This window comes from Nitrosococcus watsonii C-113, from assembly GCF_000143085.1.
GTDB lineage: Bacteria > Pseudomonadota > Gammaproteobacteria > Nitrosococcales > Nitrosococcaceae > Nitrosococcus > Nitrosococcus watsonii.
Map to the genome: position 1 here is coordinate 919,131 of NC_014315.1, position 12,701 is coordinate 931,831.

At 52.6% G+C, this 12,701-nt stretch carries 10 protein-coding genes; 5 read left to right on the forward strand and 5 right to left on the reverse strand.

What is annotated here, in order from left to right; all coding sequences use genetic code 11:
* Positions 1-39: 39 nt before the first annotated feature.
* Both NWAT_RS04360 and NWAT_RS04365 read right to left on the reverse strand, forming a co-directional pair.
* Positions 40-813, reverse strand: coding sequence for a hypothetical protein (locus NWAT_RS04360; protein ID WP_013219932.1), 774 nt, complete (start codon positions 811-813; stop codon positions 40-42).
* A gap of 92 nt (positions 814-905) precedes the next feature.
* Positions 906-1,142 carry a hypothetical protein gene (locus NWAT_RS04365; RefSeq protein WP_013219933.1) on the reverse strand — a complete coding sequence of 79 codons (237 nt, stop codon included), beginning with the start codon at positions 1,140-1,142 and terminating at the stop codon, positions 906-908.
* Positions 1,143-2,541: 1,399 nt separating this feature from the next.
* On the opposite strand from NWAT_RS04365, the gene NWAT_RS04370 reads away from it, so the two are divergent.
* Both NWAT_RS04370 and NWAT_RS04375 read left to right on the forward strand, forming a co-directional pair.
* Positions 2,542-3,786, forward strand: coding sequence for a tetratricopeptide repeat protein (locus NWAT_RS04370; protein WP_013219935.1), 1,245 nt, complete (start codon positions 2,542-2,544; stop codon positions 3,784-3,786).
* Positions 3,773-4,891, forward strand: coding sequence for a HupE/UreJ family protein (locus NWAT_RS04375; protein WP_013219936.1), 1,119 nt, complete (start codon positions 3,773-3,775; stop codon positions 4,889-4,891). Before NWAT_RS04370 ends, NWAT_RS04375 begins: the two co-directional genes overlap by 14 nt.
* A gap of 98 nt (positions 4,892-4,989) precedes the next feature.
* Here NWAT_RS04375 and NWAT_RS04380 read toward each other — a convergent pair whose 3' ends face one another.
* Positions 4,990-5,727: a hypothetical protein gene (locus NWAT_RS04380; protein ID WP_013219937.1), complete on the reverse strand. Its 738-nt coding sequence runs from the start codon at positions 5,725-5,727 to the stop codon at positions 4,990-4,992.
* A 96-nt stretch (positions 5,728-5,823) separates the two neighbouring features.
* Positions 5,824-7,401, reverse strand: a complete 1,578-nt coding sequence (locus NWAT_RS04385; RefSeq protein ID WP_013219938.1) for a DUF4331 domain-containing protein — start codon at positions 7,399-7,401, stop codon at positions 5,824-5,826.
* A 982-nt stretch (positions 7,402-8,383) separates the two neighbouring features.
* On the opposite strand from NWAT_RS04385, the gene NWAT_RS04390 reads away from it, so the two are divergent.
* From NWAT_RS04390 to NWAT_RS04400, 3 genes are all read left to right on the forward strand, one after another.
* On the forward strand, positions 8,384-8,854 hold the full coding sequence (locus NWAT_RS04390) for a DUF3015 domain-containing protein (protein WP_013219939.1): 471 nt from the start codon (positions 8,384-8,386) through the stop codon (positions 8,852-8,854).
* A 162-nt stretch (positions 8,855-9,016) separates the two neighbouring features.
* On the forward strand, positions 9,017-10,867 hold the full coding sequence (locus tag NWAT_RS04395; RefSeq protein WP_232420207.1) for an Lnb N-terminal periplasmic domain-containing protein: 1,851 nt from the start codon (positions 9,017-9,019) through the stop codon (positions 10,865-10,867).
* Positions 10,827-11,780: an alpha/beta hydrolase gene (locus NWAT_RS04400; protein ID WP_013219941.1), complete on the forward strand. Its 954-nt coding sequence runs from the start codon at positions 10,827-10,829 to the stop codon at positions 11,778-11,780. The genes NWAT_RS04395 and NWAT_RS04400 overlap by 41 nt, the downstream gene beginning before the upstream one ends.
* Here the strand turns inward: NWAT_RS04400 and NWAT_RS04405 are convergent.
* Positions 11,777-12,667, reverse strand: coding sequence for a sulfotransferase (locus tag NWAT_RS04405; protein WP_013219942.1), 891 nt, complete (start codon positions 12,665-12,667; stop codon positions 11,777-11,779). The genes NWAT_RS04400 and NWAT_RS04405 overlap by 4 nt on opposite strands.
* Between the last annotated feature and the right edge of the window lie 34 nt (positions 12,668-12,701).

The following is a 12,701-nucleotide window of genomic DNA, read 5'->3' on the forward strand; positions in this document are numbered from 1 at the left end:
TTTTTTCGCCCCCTGCTCCAGGAGACACCCCCCGCCTAGTCAGAACCCAGGCGACTTAGAATTTGACGGGCCGAAGATAGGGCTGGCAACGAGGCCGGGGATTCGCGTTAATTCAAAGACTAGGCCGTAGCCATTCGGACTGCCTGGACTGGGGAGCTGGGCCCCCAACGATAATTGCCAGTCCCGCCATACATTGGCGACAATGCCTATGGCGGAAACGCTCGAATTGTTCGTGCCGGAGAGATAGTCCGCCACAAAATTAAGCCTATTCTGGATGAGGGGGATTTCAGCGCCGAGCATATAGCCGATCCTATTACCATCGCCCAAATAATTCTGGTTGCCAGCATAGGCCCCAGCAAGATAGCGTCCATACGCGCGCGACTCGGGCTCATACATTCCGACAAGCCAGTTGAAGCTAAGAAAATCGGTGGCATTTGTAGTGCTTACTCCAGCTTGGGCCCCTAGGCCAACAGTGAATATATCAGAGAGCGAGAAGGTCTTTTGCCCGTTAACGAGCAGGCCAGCCTGATCCGCATTGCCCAATTCCGGGGGAGTCTCGCTAGGATAAAGCTGAAAATTGAAGAGGTTCATACCAAGCTCGAAATCGGGCGCCAGGCCATAGTCGATGGTCGTGTTCGATGTACCTAACGTGCCTGAAAGCAAAATATTCACCTGCTGTTGGAGGAAGATTTCATGGCGTTTCGCCGTTTCCGGAATGGGGACATTGAAGAGATTTTGCTGCGCAAACCCCGAACTATGCCCGAGCAGCACAACAGTGATAGCGGCGGTAATTATTTTCGCGATTAGCCTCACTTACAGTTTTTCTCCATAGGTTGATGCCTTGTTGGCTTCGGCTTGATCGTTTCTTGCCGATTCGGTGGCTTGGCACTGCCGTGCGTGCGCATCTAAGCAAAGGAGCCGGTGACGCTTACCAAACCTGTTGAGCCGATGCCGGTGCCGAAAAGTTCATCAATAAGTGTTTGCGCGTTTTCCCCACCCGTACCAACAGTAGCGGTCGGATCAAATCCAATGATGGCCCCGTAGGAAACAGTAAGGGGTACAGCAAAGGAAGGTGCAGCAACTATGAGGGCTGAAAAAACTCCAAAAAAAGAAAAAATTATGTTGCGTATAGTGTAAGGCATTATTTTTCTCCATTATTAGCGCCGTAAGATAATGGATAAATTATGGGACAGCGATAACTCTAAAGATTGTCCTGTTGCTTATCCAAGCGACGTGCATTTGGTTGTAGCAGACCGCCTCGCGGTAACGTCTGAAAGTCTCGCTATTTGAATAAGTTAAGTCTGAGCATTAATAGCTTGCTAAATTCGGAAGCGAGGTAGAGGTAAAGGAGTTCTTGGGCATAATTCATGCCAAAGCTTAATAGAACTATCAATACCCATCATAATTTATTCCATAATCGACAACACTCCACGTAATTCTGGATTAAAAGTGTTAAATTTACGGACAAATAGTTCGCCTAGCCAAGTACCTCAGAGCAACACCCCACCTCATAGCAGTGCTAGTCGTAAAAAATAAAATGACAAATCTGCTGTGGTAACGCCTAAGTGGCTGAATGTTTGACGCGAGCGTTTAGGTCAAGTGCGAAAAAAGCGCTAGCCTGGAGTTGAAAGGGCCATGCTATCCCGAATCCAGGAAAGTAGACCTGTTGTAATATAAGTGAGAACCAGAACCTGGGTGTTGAGCAGTGGATAAAATACCAGGTAGCCCGAAATGATTTTCTAATCGCCGGCTTCGCGATAGGCGGGATGCGCTGCCGCTTTCCCGCCCTGCTTGCTATTTTACTCTAGTGGGCAGAGTCAGGCAGACAAGCGCTTGAATAACAAACGAGCAGTGATCGGAAGATAAAGTTCGCTGGCGCTTCGTTTTTTTGCAGACATGCGACGCGGCCCCATACTGCTTGCTGTCAAGTGTCTATGTGGTACCAGTGTTGCTCACCGTAATTAATCCTGAGGTAAACTTCTGAGTTTACCTCAGGATTAATTATATAATTTATGCGGTGGTGCTTATACGGCCCTGTTGCAAACAGTAAAACAGATTGAAACCTATCTGTTAGGCGAGCATCGTTTACTCGGTCAATGAATAAGCAAAAGAGTAATTAGAGGATGTCATCTGCAATACCTTCATCATACTGCCTCCGCTGTATCTTTGCCTTGGAGTTTCGCCATGACTGATTTCAGTTTTGTTCCTACAAAACCTCATCCGTCTGGCAAATTCGCGCTTCACAGAGTGCCCTTAGCTGGCCACGGCTTAGCGCGCAAGGCTAAGAGTTGGATATCACCCTCCACGCGCATCACTTCCCCTCCTACCGAGGGTAGGTTGCGCTTGTGGCAACGGGAAAATGATAGCGCCCATTGATGGCAAAAGGCAAGTCACCTTGGCCCCCTGCCTGCTGCAGCCAGGTCGCGCTCGATGCGCCACTTCGTTTCGCACGCTCGCTGGTCGGGGTCGTCGTGCGTCCCTGCACTCCTTAAATGTATTAGAATTCGTGGAATCATTGTCCACCCGTGAGGAGAATCAAGCATGCAGTCCCCATTGGCTGATCGCCAGACCCCGCCAGGAAATGCCATGGCATCAACCTCTGCTAAATTTTGGGGCGTGGGCTTGCTGGTTCTGGTCTGGTCGATGTCCCTGTGGGCCGGTCAGCCTTACATCCCCGCCGATGACGCAACAGTGGTAGAACGCCTGCCTGTTGGCCAGCTCCTTGAAGGGAAAAAACTGGCTGCCTTAAGGACCCGGCTGGCGGTCCGCCCCAATGACATTCGGGTTGCCTTAAAGTTAACCCGGAGTTATATCCAGTTGGGCCGAGCCGAGTCCGATCCCCGCTATTATGGCTACGCCCAAGCTGCTCTGACTCCTTGGTGGGAGCAGTCCAACCCACCGGTTCGGGTCCAGTTGCTGCGGGGCATTATCCGCCAGGCTCTGCACAACTTCGAGCCTGCCTTAGAGGATCTGGAGGCCGTCCTAACCCGTCAGCCCCGCAATACCCAGGCTTGGCTGAGTCGCTCTGTGGTACTACTGGTCCAAGGACGGCCCCGCCAGGCTCTGGCAAGTTGCCTGAAGTTGATGCGGCTGGTCGATCTCCTGACAGTAGCAGCCTGTAGCGCCGCAGCTAGTGGCCAACTGGGACGGGGGGAGGCGGCCTACGATCTGTTGGAGCGGGCTCTGTCCCGTCCGGGAGACGATCCCACCACGCGCCAGTGGGCCTTGACGGTCCAGGGGGAATTGGCGCGCACCCTAGGCCAGGAGGATGCCGCCGAAATGGCCTTCCAACAGGCGCTGGCTCTAGGAGTGAGAGATACCTACCTATTGGGGGCCTACGCTGATCTGCTGTTAAATCAGGATCGGCCCAGCGAAGTTTTAAATCTATTGAATGGGGAAACCCAGGCTGATGGTCTCCTGCTGCGCCTGGCTTTGGCCGAGGCCCGGCTGGATCACCCGTATTTAAGCCGCCATTTGGGCCTGATTGAAGATCGAATGGCCGCCGCCCGTCGCCGCGGTGATACACTCCATCTGCGGGAGGCCGCTCGGGCTACCCTCCATCTGTTCAATAATCCGCAACGGGCTTTAGAACTGGCTCTGAAGAATTGGCAGAACCAACGCGAACCTCGGGACGCCCACCTGGTGCTAGAAGCAGCCCTGGCGGCTAGCCGGCCTGAGGCTGCCACCCCGGTGCTAGACTGGTTAGATGAAACGGGTCTGCAAGATCACACCCTAGCCCCCCTCCAACAACGCCTGCGGGAAATGAGCGACCATGGCAAGTCGTAATTTCATCTTTCTGTTTCTGCTGCTGCTCCTACCGCCGTCGGCTTTGGCTCATAAGCCCAGTGATAGCTACCTGATCTTGAATCCGGCGGCTGGGACTGGGCGTTGGGACATTGCCTTGCGGGATCTGGAACATGCCATCGGTCTGGACGTCGACCGGAACGGCCTACTGACCTGGGGGGAAGTGCGAGCCCGCCACCCGGCTATTGCCGCCTACGTTCTGGCTCGGCTAACCCTTTCCACCGATAAAGGAGACTGCCTCCTCACTCCTGGCGCTCAGCAGCTGGTAGATCACAGCGATGGGACCTATACGGTCCTCCCCTTAACCTTGGACTGCCCTGCCCCCGGACCCCTGACTGTGGATTACCGGCTGTTTTTCGACCTGGACCCTTCCCATCGGGGCCTGCTCCAAGTACAGCACGAGGGGGGGAGTGATACCGCCATTCTCTCCCCCCAACGCCCGGCTCTAACCTTGGCCGTTACGGGGCGGCCCTGGACCACGGTGCTAGCCGAGTATTGGCAGGAGGGAGTGTGGCATATCTGGATCGGTTTCGACCATATCTTGTTCCTGATGGCCTTGCTACTGCCAGCGGTGCTGTGGCGGGACGGAGACCATTGGCGGGCGGTGACCTCCTTGGGTTCGGCGCTGAAAAACATAGCGGCTATCGTCACCGCCTTTACCGTAGCTCACTCCATCACCCTGACCCTAGCGGTGGTAGGCTGGCTGGACCTGCCGGCCCGCTGGGTGGAGTCAGCCATCGCGCTAACTGTGGTGGTGGCAGCCCTCAATAACCTCTACCCCCTGGGGTGGGGTCGCCAGTGGATGATTGCCTTCGCCTTAGGTCTAATTCATGGTTTTGGCTTCGCCGGCGTACTCACGGATCTGGGGCTAGCGGACGGGACCATGGCGAGTGCACTAGCTGGCTTCAACCTGGGGGTTGAGACAGGTCAATTGGCCATTGTCGCCCTGTTTATTCCTTTGGCCTTTGTCCTGCGGGAGACGTGGTTTTACCGTCAGGCGGTGCTGAGAGGTGGCTCCTTGGCCGTCGCGGGGATTGCCCTGGTATGGCTGCTAGAACGCAGCCTAGGAGTGGTGGTGCTATCCTAAGGCCCAGAAATAGCGTCAGGTAGGTAGGTGGCGAAAACTGCTTGCGCTATTCCTGGTTCACTAAGCCTTTAAGGATGGATTCTCTACTGCTGGGAAAGTCAGCCGGCGCCGGAACTAACCTCCCAGCGCCGTCGGCCGTGCCTCGCTCCTCCCAGAATCCCAAGTCCCACCAGTAAACTCATTAGGGTAGAGGGCGCTGATACCTCGACGGTTTCCACCAGAAAGGTAGCATTAGCCAGATTAAGGGCAGAGGTACCGGCATCCGCTTGGGTTGAAGAGCTTAATAGAATATCTAAGGTGGCCATATCGCCGGGGTTCAGGCTAAAATTGCTAATAAAGGGTATGTTTTTATCCGCCATCCCCGTAAATAGGAGATCCTCCTCTATTAGCACCCCAAAAGGGCCTAGGATAGAGAAGGCTAGCGAGGTATTAGCCAGCCCACCTGATTCCGACTGTTGAATATCGAAATCTAGCGTGAACTTCAGCGCTCCACCAGGAGCGGTGAAGTCACCAGAGAAGGATGACGTGCTGGAGGCATCAGCGGACTCGTTAGTTCCGGCAATGCTTTCCGTATTGACAAGCAGCAGATCCTCGTCAACAGCGGCGAAAGCAGCGGCGGTGCTGCCATTGGCGGTACTGAGCAAGATATCGTCATTGAGAGGCAATGGCGGTCCACCTGCCACGAAATTGTCCGACAGCAAATCACCGCTACTCTCTTCAATGTTCGCTTCACCGAGAATATCGGCAGCGCTGGGAATGATAGTCACAGGAATAGCCCCAGCCACGGGGGCAGCTAATCCCAGGGCCAGTAGGACTACTAAGCGTTTTTTGTTCACGTTCTCTTTCCTTATCTCAATTTTGCAAGAAAAACCGGACGGTTCGGTCCCGTCCGGTATTAACGGCTGTTATCGTTATTATCGATTATCAGACGATTAGTCCTCAGGGCAGATACCATCGCAGCCCATCTCATTGGGATCAATATGGCGGCTGTTACGCCCGGACTGGGCAAAGCCTACATAGGGAAAAGTTTCCTGATAGGCTGTATCGTTGCTATTTACTCCATCCCCTAATCGGCCATTAACCTCGGGGTCATAACCGGGAAAGGGCGCGGCCAGCACACCTCCGGCTACTACCCGGGCGGCAATATCGGTCACATCGTCAGAAACCCGCCGACCGTTGGGAAAGCCCGCCGTATCGTCGGCTAGGAAGCCCAGCCGGCTGCGGTTAGCCGCGGCCGTGGGGGGAATGGCCGTGTTTAAGCGCAGCAGATCGGCGATTGGGCCTGTATCAGCTTTGGTGCAGCCGGGGCAGATGGGGGCCATATACTGGACCAGGGGCAGAAGATCAGTGCGGGGTGGCGCAGGGATAGCCAGAGCGCCCTCAGTAAGAGCATTAAACACCCGCGCTAGCAGGGGGTCCAGGGCGAAATCGGCGAATTGATCATCGTTGGCCGGCGCGCTGCGGCTCCACTCGTTTTTGAAGCCGGTGCCGATAATCAACTCATTGATCAGAGGATTACCCATTCGTTGGATCTGTACAAAGCTTCTCGAAGTCAGCGCTTCCTGTCTGGGTCGGGTGGAGTAGACCTTGACCCGAGGCCGGGAAGTGGTGCCCCAAGTACCGATGACCGCCTCGGGCTCATTGGCGGCATGCAAAGCACCGTCAGCGGTGAGCAAGGTGATGGGTACCTCGATGGCAATGACGTTGACGTTGTAGCCCGCTACTTCATCTGGAGCAAAGTTCAGATTATCATTGGCGTCTTGGGCAGCGCTTAGGACACCAGGGGCTACGGACTCACGAAAGTTGAAAGTGTCAAAGGCTGCGCCTAAGTCTATATAGAAGGGGTCTTCCACGGTACCGGCGAAAACCTGAACTCCTCCCCCTAAATTATGGATGCCTTGGATAGCCAGGGAGTCATAGTCGGGCATAGTCCTGGGGCCAACATTAGAAGGCACAGCGATCAACCCTGTGGCTAATTTGGTACGGGATGCACCTCGACCACTGCCCTTCACCAGAGTCACGGTGTAAGTCTGGCGTAAGCTTAGCCCCTCGGAACCAGGCCCCTCCAGAGTGGTGATAGCTGGGGGAATAAGGGGCGTGCCTGAAGCCACCGGTGCTGGAGAGTTTTCCGGCGCTGCAATACCGCCATCGGTCCCTACAAAGCCGGTAAAGACATTGGGTGCGCGTATCTCGGTTTGGAATTGAACCTCAAAAGTCACGTCCTCAATGGCATCCTTATCATTATCAATGCGGATAGCGTAGAGAATCTCCGGATCAAAGGGGAAATAATTAGGCCCGTTACCCGGTTCCAGAAGGGGATCGACACTCAGGATCAGGGTAACCTTGGTCGCATCGTCGTAACTGACAAAAGCGAAGAAGTCGGTGATATCGGCTTTCTCATCCAGGGCCGTTAAAGGCGCTTCACGGTGGCTGGCTGCATAGGCCAAGCTGCTTAAGGTTATTAAGAGGGCCGCTGTCGTTAGTGCAGCGATAATGGTATTAGATTTCATATGTTCTCCTCGATCAGGGGTTTGCCATCCATGGACTAGAAAACATGGTTCCCGGTCATTGCTGTCCCATAAACTTTCATGAGAACTGTAGAATTGTCTGTAAATGTGGAAATGCTTGGTTGTGGTGGGCCGCCTCACAGTAATGTCTGAAGGTGGTTTGCTATTTGAATAAGCTAAGCCAAAGCATTACTGGCTTACTGATTCGGAAGTAAGGCAAGGAAATTCAAGCATAATTCATGCCGAAGTTTAATAAGACTATCAATAACAATCATATTTTACTTTTGTACCGGCAACGCTCTAGGTCATTGTAGATTACAGTGTTAAATTTATGGACAAATAGTTCGTTTGGGAAAAGCCTCAGAGCGTGCCCCGGCGCCTATTAAAACGTAACTAAGTTTTTGATAATAAAATAATTTGCTTTGTATCGGCAATATTCTAGGATATTGTAAATTAAAGATGTTAAATTTGTGGACGAATAGCTCGCCTAGCCAAGTACCTCAGAGCAACACCCCACCTCATAGCAGTGCTAGTCGTAAAAAATAAAATGACAAATCTGCTGTGGTAACGCCTAAGTGGCTGAATGTTTGACGCGAGCGTTTAGGTCAAGTGCGAAAAAAGGGGCTAGACTGGAGTTGAAACGGCTATACTATTCCGAATCCACCGGAGGTTAGAGCTATTGTAATATGAGTGATAATCAGAATCGGGTTGTTGAGCAAAGAGCCGCATTATTAATAGGCGGATAAAATACCGAATAGCGCCGGGATGATCTTCTAATTGCCAGCTTCGCGGCTGGTGGGATGCGCTACTACTCAGTTAGGAAGGCTAACAGCCCTACGTTTCTTTCAGCTATTGGATTTCATGATATTTAAAAAATTAACACTATACTGTTTATGATTAAGTAAGCCGGCGATGTTGTGATAAGCCATGGGTTTAATTCAATATTGCCGTCCCTTGATAAACCCACTAACCAGGGAGATTAATAATGAGAAAAGTATTTTTGGGCCTACTGCTAGCTGCTATTTCTGGGTTTGCATTCGCCGATAGCGGGCCAGGCTGCGGGGCTGGTTCCGTGCTCTTTAAAGGGCAAGATCGGCTTGCTCCACACGTACTGGCGGCAACCACTAATGCTAGTTTTGGTAACCAAACGTTTGGGATGACCACGGGCACCTTGGGCTGTGATACCAGCAAGCCCATTGATGTGATGGCCGCCAATTTTTTTGATCAAAACATGGAACAATTGGCAACAGATATGAGCCGTGGCAAGGGCGAGCATCTGAACGCCTTGATAACGCTCATGAAGGTTCAGGAAGCCGATAAGGACCACTTTAAGGCCACGGTAAAAAATCAATTCAGTGTTATCTTTCCCAACCAGAATGTCACTTCTAAGGAAGCCCTCTCTGGGCTAGAAAAAGTGATGAAAGGGGATGCCGCCCTAGCCAAATATCTAAGTTAATTTCTCACGCTGAAGCCATGAAGCCGGGCACTCGACCGGCTTCATGCTTCTAAGATCTTCTGATCTGGCAGACCGCTTAGTTATAATCCCAGCTTTTCCCATAACTCCATTTTTTCCACCTTCATGCTTCGCCACCTGGGCTTATTTTGTCTTCTTAATGGTATGTGCGGCTGGACCCAGGCGGAGATTCCCACCCTGGAGGAACTGCTGGCGGCAGCCCAGCAACAGCAGCTTTCGGAACGCCCCGCGTGGTGGGCCTTGCTTCATTACCGACCGACCGTGCTGGGATGGGCTCACAAAAGCCAGGCGGACGATCCCCGTTTCTTTCTTGCCAAAGACGGGAAAACCGATCCCCATGGGGAGCTTGCGGCAACGCTCATGGCGTTGCGCAATGGGGATGGCCAGGGGACTCATCCCCAATGCCGCTTTCCTGCCCGCTTTTATTGGCTGCAACAACAGGGTCAACCTTTCTCCCGTATTCCGGCGGTGCCATGCCCACAGCTTGCAAGCTGGCTGGAGCGTCTGAATACGGTCCGGGTTACCCTGGTATTCGCCTCCTCCTATCTCAATAGTCCATCCTCCATGTTTGGCCATACTTTTTTGAGGCTAGATCCGCCCAGCCTCAATCAGGACAGCCTGATTCTAGCCAGCACGGTCAGTTATGCCGCGGATGCCGCAGCCCATGACAGCGAAATCATGTTTGCTTACCGGGGTATTTTTGGGGGTTATCCGGGAATCACCACGGTAGAGCCTTATTTCGACAAGCTTCGCCTCTATAGCAAACTGGAAAACCGGGATCTGTGGGAGTACGAGTTGAATCTGCGTCCTGATGAGGTGACCCAGTTACTTCGCCATGTCTGGGAAATAAAAGATAAGAGGTTTGATTATTTTTTCTTTGACGAAAACTGTGCCTATCGTCTGCTGGCCCTGATTGATGTAGCCCGTCCTGGCACCAGGCTGATTCCCCAAGTGAGCATTTTGCGGGCCATTCCTTCCGATACGGTGCGTATTGTGGTCGCCAATAATTTGGTCGATTCAGTTTATTTTCGCCCCTCCCAGGCGACCGAGTTACGCCACCATTTAAGCCAACTCAAGGCTTCCGAGCGCCACTGGGTATTTTCAATGAATGAAAGCCAACAGCTTCCTTCTGAGAAAGCCACTGCCGATTTAGCGCCGGAGCGGTATGCGGCGGTTTTGGAAACAGCCTATGAACTGATGCGCTATCGGGCCCAAAAGGAGGAACTAGCCCGCGAGGCTACCGCTGATTGGTCTTATGAGTTGCTGCAAGCGCGCAGTAAGCTACCGGAATCATCTAGCTTATCAACTGCGCCCAGACCCAAGGTGCGGGATGATCAAGGTCATCCGACCGGCCGCATGATGGCTATGGCGGGCCGCCAAGGCCACCGCCCTTATCTGGGTTTGTCGCTGCGGCCCGCCTATCATGATTTTTCGGACCCAGCGCCAGGTTACCGACTTGGTTCTCAGCTTCAGTTTTTAAATGCGGAGTTGCGTTATTATTGGGAAAGCAATCAACTTGAGCTGGAACAACTCAATGTGGTGGATATTATTTCCTTGTCTGCCCGGGATCGCTTCTTCCGTCCCATTTCATGGCAAGCGGGTTTTGGTGCGGATCGCCAGTTGACCAGTGAAGGGACGCGCCCCTTGGCCGCTTATCTTAAAGGCGGGGCAGGAGTGAGTTACGGTATTGCCCATGGATTGGCCTATGCTTTAGCTACCGGTACCGGTCGGGTAAGCACCCAGCTTGCGGATAGTTACCAACTATCGCCGGGCATCGCCCTGGGCTGGAATTTACAACGGTACTGGGGAAGTTTTCGGGTCGAAGCCCAGAGTCAGTTTTTCCCGGGCCAGAATGAAGATCCCTATTATCGGGGGAGCGCCAGTCTGAATTTATATTGGCCGCCCGGCTGGGGGCTGACTTTCAATATAGGACGGGAGAAGAGCGGGGATTTTTATGCCACTATCCTCCAAGGCGGGGTTCGGATTTATTTCTGAGGGGAGCAGGTTACGGGTATCCGTCGCTAGGTCGTTAGTGGGGCGATTGAGTTTAGTCATCTTTTTTATTCATTTGAGTGGCTGCAGCCAGGTATTCTTTTTGCCGGGCAAGGAGGAGATGCTTACTCCCAAGCAGCTTGGCCTAGCCTATGAGGACGTTACGCTATCCACGCCGGATGGTTACTCCCTCCATGGCTGGTTGCTTCATGCGCAGGGGAAACTGTGCGGCTCGGTTTACTTCTTGCACGGCAATGCGGAGAATATCAGCACCCATATCGCTAGCGTCATGTGGCTTCCTGCCCATGGCTATCAAGTGTTTCTGCTGGACTATCGGGGATATGGCCGCTCGACCGGTTCCCCGGATATTGCCGGTGCGTTGCAGGATATCGAAACGGGTTACCAGTGGTTGTTAGCACGGCCCGAAAGCGAGGAAAAACCCGTGTTCTTGTTGGGACAAAGTTTGGGGGCGGCTCTTTTGGTTGCTTTTGGCGCCGCTATTCCGGATTTACACGAACGAGTGGATGGCGTCATTGTGGATGCCGCTTTTACCCGTTATCGGGGCATTGCCCGGGAAAAGCTTGGTAGCTTTTGGTTGACCTGGCCATTTCAGTATCCCCTGTCCTGGTTGCTGCCAGGGTCGTATGATCCCATCGATTACATTGCCCAGCTTTCACCCACACCGTTGCTCCTTATTCACAGCAAGGAGGATGAGATTATTCCCTATCATCATGGCGAGGAGCTTTTTGCCGCCGCTCGCTCCCCCAAATTCTTTCTATCTACCGATACCCGTCATATTGGTACCTTCAACGTCCGCGAATACCGCCATGCGTTGCTTCATTTTTTAGACGCTCCCCTGGAATCGACAGGAGTTTCGGAGACAGCTTCGGTCCCGTCAAGCCAGTGCTCCGGTTAATTATCAAAGGTATAATCAGCGAGGAAGGGGTAGCTGGCGATGTGTTTCCGTACGCGCTCTATCAAACTCGGGGGCCAGTCAATTTTGTGACGGCTCCGATGGGGTTGGGTGTAGACAATGCTGGCGCAATCTTGGAGATAATCGTGGGAAGCTTCGATCTGGAGAAATTCGCAGACTTTTTCAAGTTGTGCCTGGGGATCTTGAATAAAGTCTTCGTGCCTCATATCGAGAATGTCCAGGCGCCGTCTATTTTTTATTTGCTGGATAGTTTCCATTCTACGGAAATATGAGCTTATAGCCCGTGCTAGGTCAGTGGAGTTTACGGTGCCCATGGCCTTTTTTCTCCTGGCCATGGTGGTAATGTTATCGTAGGGATTTCGCATGAAATGAAGGCATTTGATTTTCACTTTGATGACATGGTGAAGTTTATCTAGCAATGCAGGGTTTTTTCTTATCGATTCGACGCTTCCGCCGCCTTTTTTATCACCGATAATCTTGAGCTGCGTGAATTTTCCTTGCCATTGGTTGGGAACCCGATAATCATAGCCCGAGGCGATGCGCCCCCGTTTAGCCAACTTTTGTGAATACCTCATCAGGAGGTAAAAAAGCTGGGTTTGATGATAGCCAAATTTAAGACGCTTCATCAGATTGAATTCATTGGCAATGAGTACGTTGGGATGGGCATCGAGCAGGGCCCCAAGCATACTGTGCCCGCTCCGTCCAGAGCCCAGAAACATGCAGTAAGCTTCAACATGCTGGAAATACTTCCGCCGGGAGGCGCTGAAGGCGTGGGCGCTGAAGTAATCCCGGACCTCGGCAAGCCCGTGGTAGATTTTTCTTCGGGATTGTTTTTTTAGACGTGCCGTCGGCCTTTTGTAATGAATCATGGGGCAAATATCCCTAGGGGAAGAAGGAGATAAC